We start from the raw sequence: 16,911 nt of genomic DNA, 5'->3' as shown, positions 1-16,911 counted from the left end.
GTCCCACGTCGCGGGCTCCTGGCAAGCAGATGGCCACTCGGGCCTGGAGGCTACTTCTTGAAGCGGCCGGCGAATCCTCTCAGCGGGAGGTCGGCGCTGGTGATGATGCCCGGCCGCGCGGCGACGACGCTGCGGATCGAGTTGAGAGCGGGCAATCCGGTGACGGTCATGCCGATGGATGCGAAGTTGGCGGGATCGGACAGATCCACGCCGCGCTTCGGGAAGATCATGTGCTTGTTGTAGATACATGGGTCGCCTTGGATCTGAGTGATGTAGCAGCCCTTGATATCCCAGTTGGGTGTCGTGTGCGGGGTCATCTGCCATTCCAGGTGGGTCTCGATCCTGGGAACGCCGTCGACCATGCCCTGGTACTTGATGTAGTTGCCACCGAGCGATCCCTTGGGCAGCTGATACCAGCCGAGATCGACGTCCTTGGTGCACGCGCCGAGTTCGTAGCTGAACGTCACCTCGTCGAGTTCGAGGCCGAAGCAGTCGGCCATCAGGAGCACGCTGTCGCCGAAGACCCGGGTGTACTTCTCGAGTTTGTCCGGAATGCTCGGATCGTCGACGGGCAAACCGTAGCCGACCTCGATCCAGGTGTCCTTGGAGTGATGGCAGGACACGTCGACCGATTCAATGGTGATGATGTTCTCGATCTCCGCGACATCGGCCGAGCACACCACACCGAGGATTTGGTTGACACCGGGATTCATACCGGTGCCGTAGAACGTCGATCCGCCCCGCTGACACGCTGCCTCCAGCACCTCGGTGACCTTCTTGCCCGACACGTGCGGATGGTTCTCGTCGCGGTGGTGGCCGGTGATGAAGTCGGCGGTGGTGACGATGTTGATCCCGGCTTCGAGCACCTTTTCGTAGAGGTCTTCGTCGGGAAAGACGCCGTGGAACGTCACGACATCGGGATGTGCGGCGATGATCTCCTCGACGGTGCCGGTGGCCGTGACACCGATGGGGTCGAGTCCGGCGATCTCACCTGCGTCGCGCCCGATCTTTTCCGGGGTGTAGCAGTGCAATCCGATGAGTTCGAGATCGCGGTGGGTGCCGATTCGCTTGATCATCTCGGTTCCCACGTTGCCGGTTGCGACCTGGAAGATCCTGATCGGGGAGTGCTCAGCGGTGCTCATGAAGTGGCCTTTCGGGCGAGAGACTGGTGGATGGTCAGCGAGCCGTTGCTGCCTTCGGGTCGAAGTCGGCGGGGTAGAACTGCGTGGCCCACTTTCTGATGGCGGTGAAGCCCTTGAACTCCGAGGGAGAAAGAGCGGGTGGGTCGGAGTAGCGCTGGTGCTTCCAGATTCCGATGTCGTTCTGGAACTGGTCGATCACACCGCGGGCATTACGCAGCGCACGAGAAGAGGGACCGTCGCTGTCGTCGCCGGGTGTGCGTCCGATCCAGACGGTGAACCGGATGTCCGAGGTCGCGTCGTCGATCGGGGTGACCGAGGTGAGCGTGCGATTGTCGATCATTCCCCAGCTCTTGGTGCCCGCCACCCCGATTCCGCTGTTGATCGCCTGCACTCCACTGTTGATCTCGTCGGCAGGCACATCGTCGAACGCGATGGTGAAATCGACATAGGACACCGGGGCGTCGAAGTCGTGGCGGGTGAACTCGGGCACCAGCGGGGTGTTGTGCACGTATTTGAAGTGGGCGAAGTCCACCCCGTTCTCCATCACGTACTGCGGGTGGATCTCCAGCCCGGTCTCGAACAATGTGCTGTGGCCGTAAGCGGGGTAGTAGTCGGCGGCGCTCCTGCCGTCGTCGAACCCCGACAAGACATCGGCGACCTCGAAGTACGGTGCACGACCGTTCTCGTCGAACCAGATGAACACAGATTCGCTGTGTTCGGTGACCGGGTAGGTTCGGATGCGCCTGCCCTTGTTGGGGCGTTTCTCGTAGGGGATGCACACGTTTCGTCCCTGGGTGTCCCACTCCCAGCCATGGAACGGGCACCGCAGGATCTCGCCGTCGACAGTGCCGCCGTGGCCGAGATGCGCACCTAGATGTTCGCAGTAGGCATCCATGACCGTGACCTGACCGGATGCTGATCTCCAGGCGATCATCTCGGTGGCGAAATACGTCATCCGATGAACCTCGCCCGCCCGGATCTCCGCGGACCACGCCACCTGGAACCAGCCTGTCGGCTTCATGGGCAGCGGTGTCTTCGCCATCGAGGCCTCCCGTACGCGTCGTCGTGTCCGAGGGGAATCATAGACCCCTCTTCGAATCTTTGGAAGAGGGTTCTACGAATCTGAATGCCGGCGACGAGGCGTCGTTAGTATGGGTCAGATGACCGGAGCGGAGGTCGCCGGCAGGCGCAGCAACAAACGGGGGATGGCAACTCGTGACAGCATGCTCGACGCCGCGTTACGGTCCCTGGCCTCTGGGGATCCCGGCGCTGTCTCGGGCAACCGTATCGCCAAAGAGATCGGCGCCACCTGGGGAACGGTCAAGTACCAGTTCGGAGATATCGATGGCCTGTGGGCAGCGGTGCTGCACTATACCGCCGAGCGTCGGGGCGATCTGCCGGCGAGCGCGCCGGCGAGTGCGTCGCTGCGCGATCGGGTCGGTGCCATCGTCGACAACCTGTATGAGGGGTTGAGCGGCAGAGATTCTCGTGCCATCGAGACCCTGCGAGCCGCCATGCCGCGAGACCGCGTGGAGTTCGAACGGCTGTACCCGTTGACCGCGGCCGAGTTCGAATCGTGGCGGCAGGCGTGGCTCGATACCTGCCGCCGCGCGTTCAGCGGCCTGGATGTCGACCCGGACCGAGTCGCCGAGGTCGCCGCGTTCATCCCCGGCGCGATGCGGGGAATGGTCTCGGAGCGGCAGCTCGGTACGTACACGGACCTGGACTTGGCCAGGCGTGGATTCACCAATGCGATAGTGAACTATCTCGAACCGTCGTGCACGGCGCCCGGTCCGGACTGATCAACTCAGGTGGTGGGGCTGGGGGTGAGACTTGTGACCCCAATCAGACCCTGTCGAATCCTGATCGGACGTACCGGAATCCGTAACTCCCCGTCCTGCGGGAACCAGGGACACGATGATCGATTTCGACGTCGGACAATTGCTGTCGAGAGCGGTGGAATCCAGCGGAACCAGCGGGTTGGTCTCGGGGTAGTAGGCAGCAGCGCACCCCCGCGGTGTCGCGTACTCGACAATGCGGAATGACGGTGCGCACCGGACGTTGTCGTCGTCGTCCCACCGCGAGACGATGTCGACGATGTCGCCGTCGCGGTAACCGAGTGCCGAGATGTCCTCTCGGTGCATGAAGATCACCCTTCTGCCGCCCTCGATGCCGCGGTACCGATCGCTGAGTCCGTAGATCGTCGTATTGAACTGATCGTGACTGCGGAGTGTCTGCAGGATCAGGTGGCCGGCGGGAACCTGCAGCACCTCGATCGGCGAGACAGCGAATTCGCCTCGGCCGGAGTCTGTCTCGAAGGTTCGGGTATCACGAGGCGGGTGGGGGAGGATGAAGCCTCCCGGTCTGCGGACGTTCACCTCGTAACCCTCGCAGCCGGGCACGACGCGGGAGATGTGAGCGCGGATGGTGCGGTAATCGCTGCGCATGGCGGCCCAGTCGATGCCATGGCGGTCGCCGAGGGTGGCTTCCGCGATGCCGGTGACGATCGCGACTTCCGATCGCAGGTGAGGACTCGCCGGGGCCAGCGGTCCCCGGGAGGCGTGCACTGAACATGTCGAATCCTCGACCGTGATGAATTGTGGCCCACCCGCCTGCTCGTCCTTTTCCGTGCGGCCGAGAGTGGGCAGGATGAGTGCGGTGTCCCCGCACACGAGGTGACCCCGGTTGATCTTCGTCGAGATCTGCACTGTCATCCGGGCGCTGCGAAGAGCCTTGAACGTGACGTCGCTGTCGGGTGTGGCCTGGGCGAAGTTCCCGCCGAGACCCAGGAAGAAGTGGGCCTTCCCGTCGCGTAACGCTCGGATCGAATCGACTGTGTCGAGGCCGTGCTCGCGCGGCGGATCGAAGCCGAACTCACGCTGCACCGAATCCAGAAAGTGTTGAGGCGGTCTTTCCCAGATACCCATCGTGCGGTCGCCCTGGACGTTGGAGTGTCCGCGGATCGGGAAGAGCCCGGCGCCGGGCTTGCCGATGTTGCCTTGTGCAAACGCGAGATTGGTGACTTCTTTGATCGTGGCGACCGCGTTGCGATGCTGGGTCAACCCCATCGCCCAACAGAACACCGTGGCCTTCGAACCGCGCAAGAGCTCGGCCGCATCCGTGATCTGCTGGCGGGTCAGACCGGTTGTCGTAGTCACGACCTCCCAGTCCACCGCCCGGACGTGCTCGCGCCAGGCCTCGAAACCGGTGGTGTGTGCATCGATGAAGTCGTGGTCCAGGGCATTCCAGTCGACGAGCAATGACCCCAGAGCCTGAAACAGGGCGAGGTCACCGTTGAGCGCGATCGGCAGGAACATGTCGGTCAGGTCGGTGCCTGGGCCCACCATGCCTCGCGGGGTCTGCGGGTTCTTGAAATTGACCAACCCGGCTTCGCGAAGGGGGTTGATGGCCAGGATCTTCGCGCCGTTCTGCTTCGCCTTCTCGAGGGCAGAGAGCATCCGGGGATGATTGGTGCCCGGATTCTGCCCGGCGATGACGATCAGTTCGGCGTTGTAGACGTCGTCGAGGGTGACGCTCGCCTTACCGATCCCGATCGATTCCTGAAGGGCGATCGAGGTTGATTCGTGGCACATGTTGGAACAGTCGGGCATGTTGTTGGTGCCGAACGCGCGGGCGAACAGTTGATACACGAAGGCAGACTCGTTCGAAGCCCGGCCCGAGGTGTAGAAGATGGCCTCATCGGGGGTTTCAAGACCGTTCAATTCGTCGGCGATGAGTGCGTACGCGTCATCCCATGCGATGGGTTCGTAGTGGGTCCCGCCGGGGCGTTTGATCATCGGGTGGGTGATGCGACCCTGTTGACCGAGCCAGTGCTCGGTGTGACCGTCCAGCTCGGCGATGCTGTGAGCAGCGAAGAATTCCGGTGTGGCCCGGGTGGTCGTCGCCTCTTCTGCGACTGCTTTTGCGCCGTTCTCGCAGAACTCCGCGGTGTGCCGGTGACCTGGGTCGGGGTCTGGCCAGGCGCAGCTCATACAGTCGAATCCCTCGGCCTGATTCAGCGACAGCAACGTCTTGGCGGTGCGGACCGGTCCCATGTGCCCCAGTGCGCGTTTCATCGAGACGGCGACGGCCGTCGCTCCCGCTGCATGATTCTTGGGCGATTCGATGTCGAGGTCGCGCAGGTCGTTCTCGTTGTTGTCGCTTTCTGCCGGCATGGTGCCCCTTCGTGTCTCACGCGCTGATGTCGCATCGTCGATTCGCTGGCTGCGTGAACATGGTTACCCCATGGGGCCGGTCCTCACGCCTGCCGCGCGGGCAGTGTTTCCCGGGCCTCGACCGTGGCTATCCGAGAGACAAGGGCCGTGCCAGAACCTGGCCGAAGCCACGCCATCGGGACAGAGGGTCGCAGTACTCATGGAAATTGTTGCATTCGTCGTTATCGCCATCATTGTGATTGTCGTGGTGATTCTGCTGCCGCGCAGGAAGAAGTCGCAGCAACCGCATGACAACCAACCGCACCTGAGGCATGAGCACCGGACTGGACGGGCGCGGGCCCTGCGCGATCGGCTGCGTTCCAAAACACCTCGCGAGTGACGTACTCGATGATTGCTTCTCCGCGGGATCGGATACCCCGAGGTGAGGTTGACGGTCAGCGAAGGTGTGAGGTGGACGGGCGGACGTTGCATTACGGCGAGTTCTATGGCGTTTGCGACGGCTCGACCGCCGACGATCGGGATCTGTTGGTCGTATGGGGTAACTGCCAGGCAGAGGCTCTGCGCATCGTGCTGTCGAGTTCCGTTGATTTGCCATACCGCACGGTGCGGGTACCGCCCGTGCACGAACTGGAGTCCGACGACATCCCATCGGTCGAACGGACGATCCGCCGTGCCGCGGTGATCGTCACGCAGCCGGTTCGCGCGGGATATCGCGGACTGCCGATCGGTGGGCAGGATCTGACCGAGATCGCGCCGTCGGCGACCGCAATCGTGTGGCCGGTGATTCGTTACGGCGGGCTGTACCCATTTCAGGTGATCGTCAGGCATCCCGAGACCCCTGCCGCCACGCCCGCGGCGGTCCCGTACCACGACCTGAGAACCGTGGTCGCTGTTCGAGATCGACGGACGACATTCGGCGACTGGGACATCGATCTCGAACCCGATCGCATTCGCGCGGCGGCCCGCTGGAGCATCGAGCAACTCGCCGCCCGTGAGCGTCGACAGTGCGATGTCGCCATTTCCGACATGCTGCTCGGGCTCGGTGCCGACGCGGCCCACACGATCAATCATCCGGGCAACAACGTGCTGGTGGCTCTGGCTGGTCGCATCCTCGATGAGCTCGGTGCCGGCGCGCCGCCCACGCCGGATCGCGAATTACTGGGCAATGTTCGAGCGCCGCTGAAACAGGAAGTCGTCGATGCGCTCGGCCTCACGGCGAGTGCGCGCGAGAACTGGTTGGTCGACGGTGTGCCGATGAGCGACAAGTACATCCACGAGCGGCAAATGGCCTGGTATGCCAAGCATCCAGAGTTCATCGAGGCTGCACTGGACCGGTATGTCGAGCTGATCGACATTCTGGGACTCTCATGATTCGACCCATCGGGCATTACGTCGTCGGCCCTCGTTCGCACGGCGTCATCAGTTACGCACACTCGGTTCTGGACGCTGCGATCGGGATCGGTACGGACCACAGACTCCTGCGTGATCGCACGCCCCATCCGGGACGCCTCGCAGATGCGGTCGAGTGCGGCCTCGTGCACATCCATGTCACCGACAAGTTGTTCGGCCGCAGCCCCGCGGCGGCGCAGCGAAATCTGCTCTCGACGATGGCGAGTCTCGGGCGACCGGTTTCGGTGACATTCCACGATGTGCCGCAACCATCGGATGGTCCGGGGTTGGGTCCGCGCGCGGCCTTCTACGCGGCGGTGGCGCGGCAGGCGGTGGGGGTGATCGTCTCGAGTCACCACGAGGCCGCACTGTTCGCGGAGTTCGTCGATGCGTCGATCGAGGTGCAAGTGGTGCCCCTGATGTTCGACGGTGCTCGCGTCCAGAAGCCCTCACTCACGAGAGAATTGACTGTCGGTGTCCTCGGGTTCCTGTATCCGGGAAAGGGACATCTGGAGACGTTGCACGCGATGGCCGATCTCGACCCCTCGGTCGGCTTTCTCGCGCTCGGCACTCCCTCGCCGGGGCACGACCACCTTGTTGACGACTTGGGCAAGGTCGCAGCGGACTCGGGGCGCAGTTGCGAGATCACCGGCTTCCTCACCGACGATGAACTGCGTCGACGAATGGCCGAGGTCACCGTTCCGGTGGCGTACCACCGACACATGTCGGCGTCCGGTTCGATCAATGCCTGGATCTCGGCGGGACGCAGGCCGCTGGTTCCGCGGACGGCCTACACCTTGGAACTGAATGCCCGGTCACCCGGCGCGGTGGCGATGCATCCGGACGACAACGACGCGTTGCGGTCCGCGGTCACGGCCGCGGTCGCGAGTCCTGAACACACCTGGATCGACTCAGCGGTGACAACGTCGCCGACCGCTGTCGAGGTCGCCCGGGAATACGACCGGCTGCTGCGACGGTGGAGCGCATGAACGTCGTCGGGTTGCAGGACGGTCGGGTGCTCGTTCCGGACAATCGGTGGGATCTCGCCGGTGAATGCTCTGACACCCCGCTGGTCAGCGTGGTCATCCCGTACTACAACCAGCCTCGGCAACTGTCCCTCGTCCTCGAGGCGCTGACGGCCCAGACGTATCCATTGGACCGAATGGAAATCGTGATCGCCGACGACGGGTCGACCGAGCCGCCGGTTGTAGACCGATGGTCGTCCTGCCTCTCTGTGGTCGTGGTGCGGCAGGAAGACAGGGGATTTCGGGCAGCTGCGGCCCGCAACCTCGGGGCGGCCGAGTCCGCGGGGTCGATTCTGTGCTTTCTCGATGCCGATACCGTCCCCACCCCCGATTACGTTCGTCTGGCCATCGGATTGCCGGCCGTGGCGCCGGACTCCGTCGTGGTCGGCCGCCGTTTGCATGCGGATCTAGGAGGTGTCGCGCCGGGACGGGTCGGCGCGTGGTTCTCCGAGAACTCGGTTGCCGGCCGATTGCACGAACGCGAACCTCGGTGGCTGGCTGACGCTTACCAACGCACGTCGGATCTTCTCATGCCGGGATGGGACGGGTACAAATACGTGATCAGCGCCGTGTTCACCTGCAGTCGTGAGCTTTTCGACGACATAGGCGGTTTCGATCCCTCATTTGTGCGATACGGGGGAGAAGATTGGGAACTGGCTAATCGTGCATTCATGATGGGCGCGGTGTTCGCTCACGAACCCGCTGCAATCGCCTGGCACGACGGTCCCGATTGGGCCGAGCGGCCGGTCTCGGACCGACTCGCGGAAAAGAACGCCGAAGCCCTGGCACTCGCCCCTTTGATCACCGATCCTGCTGCCAGGACCGCGGGCCTCGGCTATTCGGTTCCCGACCTCGCAGTCGTCATAGACACGGAGGGGCACACGGCGCCGTCGTTGCTGCAGACGGTTGCGAGTGTGCTGCGCGGTGTCGACGGTCGGGTGTGGTTGCAAGGACGCGCAGCGCACACTCTCCATCGCGCTCTGGGGATCGACGACTCGCGCGTCCGCGTCGGGTACCCCGGGCTGGCGATCACCAGCCGCTGTCGATTCTACGCAGAGGTGAGCGGGCGAGTGGTGTTCTCCCGGGACAGTATTCAGCTCCTCGTCGAAGAACTTGCACCGGGAAAAGCCGGTCAGGTGGTCGTCGATTTCGACCGATCGGAGCCGGCGGCGGTGATCGCGTGGTCGTCGCGTGCGCGTCACCGATCACGTCGGTGGTCGAAGGACGCACAGCGCCCAGAGAACGAACTGCTTCGAGCTCTGTTCGGCGTTCAGTGCGTTGCGGCGGCCGAAGTCGGGATTGCCGTTGCAGACGTCGACCCGTCACTGTCCTGGTGACGGGGGCGAAGACCATGTGGTCGTCGCCCCCGTCGTCATCTACTTGCTGATGTTGTCAGCTATTTGCTGCCAGGGTCGTTCGCTGCGGCGATCTCCACCTCGGCTGTTGCCTGGATCAGGGCCAGCAGATCCTTGTCGAGACCAGGCGCGAACTCCTCACGTCGCTCCGGCGCGATGGTCATCGGAGAGCCTTCTGGCTTGATCGCAGTGGACAGTTCGGTCCCATCACCAGACGGTGAGGCTCCACGATAGAGCTTTGCCGCGTGACTCTTGTCGTCTGCGCTGAACGTGTACTGGATGCTCTGTAGTCCCTTGTCGACCAGCTTCTTCACCTCAGGGAAGCGTTCGGCATTCGTCTTGGGAATAGGTAGAACCGAACCCCAGTTCACTCCGAGACTTTCCAGGGCTTTGGCGAATGCGTTCTCGTGAGCCTGGTCGCGGACGATCAGATACGAGATCGTCGAGCGCGCGGCCTTGTTGTCGGTCATTTCGTAGATTCGGCACTTCTGCAGTCGCCCGGTCGATTCGAGCATCAAGTTGTACAGCAGGTCCAGGACCAGATTTCCACTGTTGTACACATATGAGCCAGACCACGGGTTGCCTGCGGCGTCTACTGGGAGTGCTCCCTGTGCGCCGACGAGATAGTGGTGAATGTTGCTGGTATCCAGGGCGATGCTGAGCGGCGTGGCCCCTTTTGCGCCGGGTTTGTCGACAGGGTCGGTCTTCTTGCCGTTGTATTCGGGAGAGCCATCCAGAAGGCGGGAGATGGTCGTGCCGATAAGCTCGACGTGACTGATCTCCTCGGTGCCGACACCCTGGAGCAGATCCTTATACGCCTTGGAGGCAGGATCACCGCGAAAGTTCATGGACTGGAACAGATACTGCATCATGGTTCGCATCTCACCGAACTGTCCGCCGAGGCCTTCTTGAAGAGCATTCGCCGCGGCGGGGTCGGGCTCGTCGACGACGATTTCGTTGATCAATTCTTGAGTGTGCAGATACATGATTCTCCTCAGTTCGCTGCGAACCGATTTCGGACATGCCGAAATGTGGTCGTGCCTCGATCGCCGATCGGTCTGGCTCGGCGAAGACATTGTGCGGGTATGTTTCTTGAAAGACGAGCACAAGGAAACCACTGCGAGAGCAGCATGAAACAGTGCGCGCCGACAGACCACCGCATTCTGGAGCAACCGGTCGAGGTCGGAATACCCACCACGTTCCCGAGCAAACACCGCACGCCGAGCCGAGTTCGGGGCACCGCGGCTGCGGTGCGATTGGCGTGCCTTGGACTTTTCGCTGACAGGGCGAACCCTCTAACGCCCGAGGAGTTCGTCGGAGATGATCCGCATCTGTATTTCGCTGGTGCCCTCGAAGATCTTGGTCAAACGCGCATCGCGCCAATACCGTTCGACCTGGAAGTCGGTGGTGTAGCCGGCGCCGCCATGGATCTGAACGGCTTCACTGGTGACCTGCTCCGCCATCTCGGTGGCAACGAGTTTGCACATCGATGCCTCCAGTGAGCAGCGCCGGCCGGTGTCGATGTCGGTCGCGACCGAGTACATCAATTGACGAGCTGCCTCTATGTCTGCCGCCATTTTGGCGATCTTGAACCGCAAGTATTGGAAGTCGGCGAGGGGGTGTCCGAATTGCCGGCGGGCGTGCATGTACGCGATGGAATCCTCCAGCGCACCGCGAGCCAGCCCGATTGCGCGGGCCGCGGTGTGGGCGCGGCCGACCTCGAGCCCCGACACTGCCAGGTAGAAGCCCTTACCCTCTTCTCCGAGCATCCGGTCTTTCGGAATCCGGAAATCGTCGAAGGCCAATTCCCAGGTGTTCCATCCGAAATAACCGATCTTGCGAATCTTGGTACCTGAGATGCCTGCAGGAAAATCGTTGCGCTGTTTGTCGATCAAGAATGCGCTGATGCCGCGGTGGGGTTTGGCCGGATCCTTGACCGGGTCTGTTCTTGCGAACAGGACCATGTAGTCGGCCTCGTGGGCGTAGGTGCACCACATCTTCGTGCCGGTGACAACCCAGTCGTCACCGTCGCGGGTGGCCCTGCACGCAATGTTGGCGACGTCGGACCCGGCGTCGGCCTCGGACAGTGCGTAGGCGCCGAGATACTCGCCGCGCGCGACACGGGGAAGCAGATCCGCCTCCTGCGCGGCTGTGAATCCGCCGCCCATGCCGTTGCCGCGAGCAAGCAGGCCGCTCACGCTCATCCAGGCCCGGGACAACTCCTCGGCCACCAGACAGTATTCGAACACTCCCAGACCCAGGCCGCCGAACTCCTCGGGGATCATGATTCCGAAGAACCCGATGTCGGCCATCGACTGCTTGAGAGCCTCTGGAATGGTGCCTTGCACCGGGTCGAGTGCATTCGCTACCGGAAGCACCTCCTTCATCGCGAATTCGCGGGCGAGGTCACGGATCGACAGACGATCCTCGGTCAGATAACGCGGCGAATCGGTGCGAGGCTGCGAGGGCCTGTGAGTCATGACGCTCCTCAATCGGATGGGGTCGTTACGCCGGGCACTGTTCGTCGCTGTGACCCGTCTGGTCACCGTGCGGTGAAGCCAGTAGAACAGACAGCTCTGGTGCCGACGGCGACTCTTGTGCGTCGCGGGTGCGCAGCCTATTCTGATCTGGCGGCTGACAACCAGCCGCCGCGGAGTACATGAGCCGGGCGCCGCGGGTTGTGCGGAACCAGCCACGACGCCGTCATCATCTCGGATACACGCATGCTGGTCGGGCAGCGTTCCGCTGATTGTCGACGTGAACTGTTGCCACGCAAAACGATCGAGACGTTCCTGCACAGCTGTCAGCGGATGACGCGTGTGGGATACGGGTCCGGGGACACCACATGCATCCTGGTGATGATGATTCGGAAGACCGGCGAGCGGTGGGGCCGTCGGCCCTGTCTGACAGGTGGATGTCGCAGCCGAGCGCTTTCAACGGCCGCGATGAACCAGATGTAACTGCGACCATCGCGCTCGGCGCATCGTTCGCCCTCGCCATCGGGTCGGTGGTCTTTGTTGCCGCCCTCGTCCTCGGCGGGTTGCTGCTTGCGTCGGTGAGCCTCCTGATCGCGATTGGCGTGATCGGTCTGGCGTTCGCGCTCCAGTGGCTCGAATAGGGCATCTCGCCCCATGGTCTACACTCACTTCAGTTAATTGAGACTAACTGAAGTGGTGAGGGCTGATGTCCTATTTCGAACGGCTAGGAGCCGAGACCTTCCGTCCCACCCCTCACGTCGGTGGTGCCTGGAACCTCGAGGAGCAGCACATCGCGCCTGCGCTGGGACTGCTGGTCCACGCCGTCGAATCCGATCGCGACGCCCGGCGCGACGACCGGCTCGCCATCAGTCGACTGTCGTACGACATCCTCGGTACGGTGCCGCTCGCGCCCTGCGAGGTCTCTGTCACCGTCCTTCGTGGAGGGCGGACGATCGAGTTGGTGGAGGCCGTTCTCGGTCATGCCGGACGTGCGATAGTCCGGTTGCGCGCCTGGTTGATGCGATCGGGGGATACCGACGCGCACGCCGGTACGTCGTTGGGGCGCATCGAACCGCCTGAGGCCTTCGAGACGTGGGACCCGTCGAGCGTATGGCCGGGCGGTTTCATCGCCTCGGTCGAGGTCCGGCGCAAACAGACGGATACCGGCAGGGCGACCTATTGGGTTCGAACCGCGCAGCCACTGGTCGACGGTGAGCAGGTCAGCATTCTGGCGTCCGTTGCGGGACTCCTCGACATCGCGAACGGAATGGCGGTTCGCGCTGATCCGCGTGAAATCGCCTACCCGAACCTCGATCTCACCGCACACTTCTTCCGACAACCCACGAGTCGATGGATCGGATTCGACACGGCGGTGTCCTTCGGGACGGATGGGGTCGGCCTGACCAGTAGCACCTTGCATGATGTGGCCGGCCCGATCGGGACGCAGTCGCAGATACTCACCATTCGGCCTTACTGACCAGTTGTTCCGCGTTCATCGGCGGGTGCACGCATTCTGGCCGCCACAGGACTTTGTGGCGGCCAAAACTGCGCTGAGGCTAGGCGTCGCTGCCGGTCACGATAGCCTCGGCGATATCCCAGAGCGCGTTGTCTATGGACTCGATGAAGTAAAAAATCGCAGATAGCATAGTGGTCCTTCCTCGACCTTTGATGTGTGATTCGGTGCGGACAAACCATCAATCATGCTTCGGTACAAATGTATTCGTCCCAGTCCTCCGGACCCCTGGCAATAGATGCAGGCGGGTCCGAAGGGCAATCGAGAATGGCGCTGAGTTACCAGTTCAGGCCCGCCAAATGTTCGAATTGTTTCGATGAAACACTGAGCGTTTCTCTGTACCAGAGATATCACGAATACCATTGTCTCCACAATGGTATTCGTAATTTTCAACAATGCTGATGCTTGCCGAACGCGAGGTCAGCCACCGCGGAAGTAAGCGACGGCCGACCCGTGGTCTCGCACGTCAGGACGCGACGACCGACAGCGTGCCTGCGGAGACCAGCAATGCCTGGTCGTCGGCGAGCAGACGCAGAGGGAATTGCTCGCCGTAGAGGCGAACAACCTCGTCGATGACGGCGGGCCCGGAAACAATGCCGTCGGCGTGCGGCACGATGACCTCATCGATCCAGCCGAGCCCGGTCGTGGAGTGCAGTCCGGTCGCCTCTGTGGGGTCGTCGAGCAGGCCGAGCGGTGCGATGTCGGAGCCGACGACGCAGGCCCCGGCACTGGCACCGATGTAGGGGAGACCTGCCAGTACGCGTGCAGTCAGGATCTCGGCAAATCCGGTGCGTCGCATCGCCGCAAGCAGATGGAACACATTGCCCCCGGAGACAAAGACCGCATCGACGGTTGTCAGGGCACTTTCCATGTCTGCTGAGGCCATGGCTTCGATGTCCAATTCGACCGTCTGCCAACCTTGATCATGAAGCGTGGTCCGGTCGAGATCGACCCAGGCGCGATCATCGTAGATCGACGACGCGGTCGGGACGAAACCTATTCGCGCGCCGGGTCCCGTTCGGGGCGTCAAGAAACCCGGAATCGAGGACAACCAGCGGCTCACCAGCAGGAGTTCGGCCACGACAACAGCGTGTCACGCCGGTCGGGCGGTTACCACTCGCGCAGGGCCGAGATCTGAGGCGAGCCATTGGCGGTGGATGCGGATTGGCCTCTCGGTGAGTCGAGCCGGGTCAGACGGTCAGCAGCACCTTCGTGGCGCGGCGCTCGTCCATCGCCTTGAAGCCTCCGGCGGCGTGCTCGAGGGGAAGGGTGAGGCCGAAGACCTTGCCGGGATCGATGGTGCGGTTCCAGATGAGCTCGACGAGGTCGGGGAGGAACCGGCGGACGGGATGCGGGCCAACTCGGCTTGGGTACCGATCTCGCCCATGATCTGCGCGTGGACGCACCGCGACTGGTAGCCCGCCTGGCAGATCTCTCAGGTGTTGTCGGAGGCGAAGAATGATCCGCCTACGAAGTCGCCGACTCCAACGTTTTTCACCGTGTGGCCGATCTGGGTGACTGTTCCGACGTAGTCGTGGCCCATCGGGATGTGCTCGGCCGGACTCTCCTTCATTGGGTGTGTTTTCGCGAAACCAGTTCCCTCTGGGCTGGGGGAGTCACTGTCAAGGGGTGTATTGCCAGAGTATCCCTCGATTGCGTGGACGGACCTACGCTGGGATGTCTGCGCACCGCGGCCGCATGTGTCCGGATCGGCTCGGCCCCTGCGGGGATCAGGACGCGCGGTGACGCACCCAGGTCGCGGCGACATGCAACACCACGCCGATCGCGAGGAGAAGTCCACCGAACATCCACACCTGTGCACTCTGCTGCGTGAGCAGTAACACGCACGATGCCACCCCGAGAATCGGTACGACTGCGGGGATGCGGAAATGTTTGTGCTGCACGCGATCACGACGCAGGACGAGGACGGCGATGTTGGTCGAGATGAAGACGAACAGCAGGAGCAGCACCACCGTCTCGGCCAGGGTCGACAGGTCGCCGGTGATCGTGAGCAGCATGGCCACGAGCGTTGTCGCGGCGATGGCAGCCCACGGGGTGCCACGGTTGGGCAATACTTTGCCCATTGCGCTTGGCAACAGTTTGTTCTCGGCCATACCGAAGGCGAGTCGGCTCGCCATGATCATGGTCAACAGCGCGCCGTTGGCGACTGCCACGAGGGCGATCGCGCTGAAAACCCCATCAGGTATGCCGACGCCGGACGCGCCGACCACCGCGAGCAGAGGTCCCGACGACTCGGACAATTCAGCAGACGGCAAGGCAACAGAGCTCGCGAGACCGACCAGGACGTACACAACTCCGGCAGTGATCAGGGATCCGAAGAGCGCGAGGGGATACACCCGGCTCGGATTGCGGATCTCCTCGGCGACATTTGCCGAGGTCTCGAACCCGACGAACGAGTAGTAGGCGATGATCGCGCCGCTGAGGATTGCCAGCGCAGGGGTGGCTCCGTCCGGGAAGTCGCCCACCCTGGACACGTCCCCGTTACCGTTGCCGAGCATGATCGCGACAACGACGATGACGATGACCAAGCCACTCAGCTCGACGACTGTCATCGCGACATTGCTCCGTACCGACTCGCTGATACCTCTGGCATTGAGGCACGCGACCAACACGAGGAACACCATCGCGGCCGGGACGGCGGGTACGTCGATGAAGGTGGTCAGATACTCCCCGGAGAACGCAAGCGCGAGTCCAGCCGCGCTGGTCACCCCGGCGGCGAGCATGCAGAACCCCACGAGGAACGACACGATCGGCCACCTATAGGCGCGGGCGGCAAAGACGGCAGCGCCTCCGGCCTGCGGATACTTGGTCACCAATTCGGCATAAGAACCTGCAGTCAGTAGGGCGAGCAAGAGCGCGACGATGAGTGGTGCCCATAGTGCGCCACCGACTTCTTCGGACAGCACGCCCATCAGCGCGTAGATACCGGCCCCGAGCACGTCGCCCAGAATGAAGAAGAAAAGCAGGGGACCGGTGATCTTCCGCTTCAGTTTCGATTCGGGCTCGTCATCTCTCACCTGAGTACCCGAAGAATTGGCCGCGGCCGTCATTGGTGTCTCCCGTGGTGCAGGCCCGTAGGCCGTGGCTGATCGATCTCGGACAGGATCAGCTGTGTCCTCAGCGATCGTCGCCGGTAGATGTAGCCGCTGCACCGAGAACGGAAACCTGCCGTCAAACCGACAGGTGCCGACTGATCGCGCGGGGCAACGGTTCGCGGCTACTGGTGTGGACCGGCACGACCGCACTTTTGACGCGTTTGAGAGTTGGGTGGCTGGTTACTATCACGCCGGTACCGGTGGTCGGGCGTGGAATTGGTGAATGGGAGTCGTGATGTCTGGTGTGGGTGAACTCGACCTGGATGCGTCTGGGAAGTTGGGGTGGGTCGCAACTCAGGTGCGGACTGACCACGACGAGGCGGGTGTCTCGACCTCGTCGGTCGAGCAGGACCTGTTATGGGGTGACTGGGGTGGGGTGGTCGTCATCGCCGCGATCTTGGCAACTGTGATCGTCGTGTTGACGCTTACGGTGGGGTCGTCACCGCTCTGAAGTTTCTACTGCGGCACCGCAAATACCGCATTGCTCGAACTGCCGACGATTCCAGCGCGCGATCGGGACGAAGAACAGTGTGAACTGCTTGAACTCCCGCATCCGCGCCCATTGAGTGGTGTTGTGGCACCGAGGGCACGCTCGGACGCCGCCGGAGCCGAGTTGTTGCCGCTTGAGGCCGTAACCGAAGAACAGGAGCACACAGCCAGCATAGAGATCCGGTTCGAGCAAACGGTGTGGATCTCGGCACCGAGAGGTTCGGCCGAGA

Annotated in this window: 18 protein-coding genes; 8 read left to right on the top strand and 10 right to left on the bottom strand. The window is 62.8% G+C overall.

All coding sequences use genetic code 11. The features are described 5' to 3' along the window. Nucleotides 1-50 precede the first annotated feature (50 nt). Nucleotides 51-1,142, bottom strand: a complete 1,092-nt coding sequence (locus tag J3S28_RS25040; protein ID WP_207843667.1) for an NAD(P)H-dependent amine dehydrogenase family protein — start codon at nucleotides 1,140-1,142, stop codon at nucleotides 51-53. A 34-nt stretch (nucleotides 1,143-1,176) separates the two neighbouring features. After that, entirely contained in the window at nucleotides 1,177-2,184 is a 1,008-nt protein-coding gene (locus J3S28_RS25035; RefSeq protein WP_207843666.1) for a Rieske 2Fe-2S domain-containing protein, read from the bottom strand. Nucleotides 2,185-2,302: 118 nt separating this feature from the next. Here J3S28_RS25035 and J3S28_RS25030 point away from each other — a divergent pair, with 118 nt between their 5' ends. Beyond that, a complete protein-coding gene (locus tag J3S28_RS25030) occupies nucleotides 2,303-2,944 on the top strand; it encodes a TetR/AcrR family transcriptional regulator (protein ID WP_207843665.1) in 642 nt (213 codons plus the stop codon). On the opposite strand, the gene J3S28_RS25025 is transcribed toward J3S28_RS25030, so the two are convergent. Further along, nucleotides 2,945-5,317 carry an FdhF/YdeP family oxidoreductase gene (locus tag J3S28_RS25025; RefSeq protein WP_207843664.1) on the bottom strand — a complete coding sequence of 791 codons (2,373 nt, stop codon included), beginning with the start codon at nucleotides 5,315-5,317 and terminating at the stop codon, nucleotides 2,945-2,947. A gap of 199 nt (nucleotides 5,318-5,516) precedes the next feature. On the opposite strand from J3S28_RS25025, the gene J3S28_RS25020 reads away from it, so the two are divergent. The 4 genes from J3S28_RS25020 to J3S28_RS25005 all read left to right on the top strand — a co-directional run bounded on the left by J3S28_RS25020 (nucleotide 5,517) and on the right by J3S28_RS25005 (nucleotide 9,068). After that, nucleotides 5,517-5,696 carry a hypothetical protein gene (locus J3S28_RS25020; RefSeq protein ID WP_207843663.1) on the top strand — a complete coding sequence of 60 codons (180 nt, stop codon included), beginning with the start codon at nucleotides 5,517-5,519 and terminating at the stop codon, nucleotides 5,694-5,696. 71 nt (nucleotides 5,697-5,767) lie between these two features. Next, nucleotides 5,768-6,688 carry a WcbI family polysaccharide biosynthesis putative acetyltransferase gene (locus J3S28_RS25015; protein ID WP_307797418.1) on the top strand — a complete coding sequence of 307 codons (921 nt, stop codon included), beginning with the start codon at nucleotides 5,768-5,770 and terminating at the stop codon, nucleotides 6,686-6,688. Next, the gene (locus J3S28_RS25010) at nucleotides 6,685-7,695 is read left to right on the top strand and encodes a glycosyltransferase family protein (protein ID WP_207843661.1); all 1,011 of its coding nucleotides are present in this window, start codon (nucleotides 6,685-6,687) and stop codon (nucleotides 7,693-7,695) included. The genes J3S28_RS25015 and J3S28_RS25010 overlap by 4 nt, the downstream gene beginning before the upstream one ends. Further along, on the top strand, nucleotides 7,692-9,068 hold the full coding sequence (locus J3S28_RS25005; protein ID WP_207843660.1) for a glycosyltransferase family 2 protein: 1,377 nt from the start codon (nucleotides 7,692-7,694) through the stop codon (nucleotides 9,066-9,068). The genes J3S28_RS25010 and J3S28_RS25005 overlap by 4 nt, the downstream gene beginning before the upstream one ends. A gap of 59 nt (nucleotides 9,069-9,127) precedes the next feature. Here J3S28_RS25005 and J3S28_RS25000 read toward each other — a convergent pair whose 3' ends face one another. Next, entirely contained in the window at nucleotides 9,128-10,072 is a 945-nt protein-coding gene (locus tag J3S28_RS25000) for a manganese catalase family protein (protein ID WP_207843659.1), read from the bottom strand. Between the two features lie 309 nt (nucleotides 10,073-10,381). After that, a complete protein-coding gene (locus J3S28_RS24995) occupies nucleotides 10,382-11,566 on the bottom strand; it encodes an acyl-CoA dehydrogenase family protein (protein ID WP_207843658.1) in 1,185 nt (394 codons plus the stop codon). Nucleotides 11,567-11,931: 365 nt separating this feature from the next. On the opposite strand from J3S28_RS24995, the gene J3S28_RS24990 reads away from it, so the two are divergent. Beyond that, entirely contained in the window at nucleotides 11,932-12,204 is a 273-nt protein-coding gene (locus J3S28_RS24990; protein ID WP_207843657.1) for a hypothetical protein, read from the top strand. A gap of 65 nt (nucleotides 12,205-12,269) precedes the next feature. Then, nucleotides 12,270-13,040, top strand: a complete 771-nt coding sequence (locus tag J3S28_RS24985) for a thioesterase family protein (RefSeq protein WP_207843656.1) — start codon at nucleotides 12,270-12,272, stop codon at nucleotides 13,038-13,040. Between the two features lie 502 nt (nucleotides 13,041-13,542). Here the strand turns inward: J3S28_RS24985 and J3S28_RS24980 are convergent. The 4 genes from J3S28_RS24980 to J3S28_RS24965 all read right to left on the bottom strand — a co-directional run bounded on the left by J3S28_RS24980 (nucleotide 13,543) and on the right by J3S28_RS24965 (nucleotide 16,147). Next, nucleotides 13,543-14,157, bottom strand: coding sequence for a Type 1 glutamine amidotransferase-like domain-containing protein (locus J3S28_RS24980; RefSeq protein ID WP_207843655.1), 615 nt, complete (start codon nucleotides 14,155-14,157; stop codon nucleotides 13,543-13,545). 109 nt (nucleotides 14,158-14,266) lie between these two features. Next, nucleotides 14,267-14,482, bottom strand: coding sequence for a hypothetical protein (locus J3S28_RS28920; protein WP_207843721.1), 216 nt, complete (start codon nucleotides 14,480-14,482; stop codon nucleotides 14,267-14,269). A gap of 29 nt (nucleotides 14,483-14,511) precedes the next feature. Beyond that, nucleotides 14,512-14,649 carry an alcohol dehydrogenase catalytic domain-containing protein gene (locus J3S28_RS28915; protein WP_237342079.1) on the bottom strand — a complete coding sequence of 46 codons (138 nt, stop codon included), beginning with the start codon at nucleotides 14,647-14,649 and terminating at the stop codon, nucleotides 14,512-14,514. 157 nt (nucleotides 14,650-14,806) lie between these two features. After that, nucleotides 14,807-16,147: an APC family permease gene (locus tag J3S28_RS24965; RefSeq protein WP_207843654.1), complete on the bottom strand. Its 1,341-nt coding sequence runs from the start codon at nucleotides 16,145-16,147 to the stop codon at nucleotides 14,807-14,809. A gap of 280 nt (nucleotides 16,148-16,427) precedes the next feature. On the opposite strand from J3S28_RS24965, the gene J3S28_RS24960 reads away from it, so the two are divergent. Beyond that, nucleotides 16,428-16,643, top strand: coding sequence for a hypothetical protein (locus tag J3S28_RS24960; protein WP_207843653.1), 216 nt, complete (start codon nucleotides 16,428-16,430; stop codon nucleotides 16,641-16,643). On the opposite strand, the gene J3S28_RS24955 is transcribed toward J3S28_RS24960, so the two are convergent. After that, entirely contained in the window at nucleotides 16,632-16,844 is a 213-nt protein-coding gene (locus J3S28_RS24955) for a zinc-ribbon domain-containing protein (protein WP_207843652.1), read from the bottom strand. The two genes, J3S28_RS24960 and J3S28_RS24955, sit on opposite strands and share 12 nt — an antisense overlap. Between the last annotated feature and the right edge of the window lie 67 nt (nucleotides 16,845-16,911).

Source organism: Williamsia soli, from assembly GCF_017377795.1.
Lineage (GTDB): Bacteria > Actinomycetota > Actinomycetes > Mycobacteriales > Mycobacteriaceae > Williamsia > Williamsia soli.
Note: the sequence above shows the minus strand (reverse complement) of the source record. Positions and strands in the feature narration are given on the sequence as shown.

Bases quoted from the DNA above. Each gene is read 5' to 3' on its own strand.
- J3S28_RS25040 (WP_207843667.1), bottom strand. From the start codon at position 1,142: ATGAGCACCGCTGAGCACTCCCCGATCAGGATCTTCCAGGTCGCAACC.
- J3S28_RS25035 (WP_207843666.1), bottom strand. From the start codon at position 2,184: ATGGCGAAGACACCGCTGCCCATGAAGCCGACAGGCTGGTTCCAGGTG.
- J3S28_RS25030 (WP_207843665.1), top strand. From the start codon at position 2,303: ATGACCGGAGCGGAGGTCGCCGGCAGGCGCAGCAACAAACGGGGGATG.
- J3S28_RS25025 (WP_207843664.1), bottom strand. From the start codon at position 5,317: ATGCCGGCAGAAAGCGACAACAACGAGAACGACCTGCGCGACCTCGAC.
- J3S28_RS25020 (WP_207843663.1), top strand. From the start codon at position 5,517: ATGGAAATTGTTGCATTCGTCGTTATCGCCATCATTGTGATTGTCGTG.
- J3S28_RS25010 (WP_207843661.1), top strand. From the start codon at position 6,685: ATGATTCGACCCATCGGGCATTACGTCGTCGGCCCTCGTTCGCACGGC.
- J3S28_RS25005 (WP_207843660.1), top strand. From the start codon at position 7,692: ATGAACGTCGTCGGGTTGCAGGACGGTCGGGTGCTCGTTCCGGACAAT.
- J3S28_RS25000 (WP_207843659.1), bottom strand. From the start codon at position 10,072: ATGTATCTGCACACTCAAGAATTGATCAACGAAATCGTCGTCGACGAG.
- J3S28_RS24995 (WP_207843658.1), bottom strand. From the start codon at position 11,566: ATGACTCACAGGCCCTCGCAGCCTCGCACCGATTCGCCGCGTTATCTG.
- J3S28_RS24990 (WP_207843657.1), top strand. From the start codon at position 11,932: ATGCATCCTGGTGATGATGATTCGGAAGACCGGCGAGCGGTGGGGCCG.
- J3S28_RS24985 (WP_207843656.1), top strand. From the start codon at position 12,270: ATGTCCTATTTCGAACGGCTAGGAGCCGAGACCTTCCGTCCCACCCCT.
- J3S28_RS28915 (WP_237342079.1), bottom strand. From the start codon at position 14,649: ATGAAGGAGAGTCCGGCCGAGCACATCCCGATGGGCCACGACTACGTC.
- J3S28_RS24965 (WP_207843654.1), bottom strand. From the start codon at position 16,147: ATGACGGCCGCGGCCAATTCTTCGGGTACTCAGGTGAGAGATGACGAG.
- J3S28_RS24960 (WP_207843653.1), top strand. From the start codon at position 16,428: ATGTCTGGTGTGGGTGAACTCGACCTGGATGCGTCTGGGAAGTTGGGG.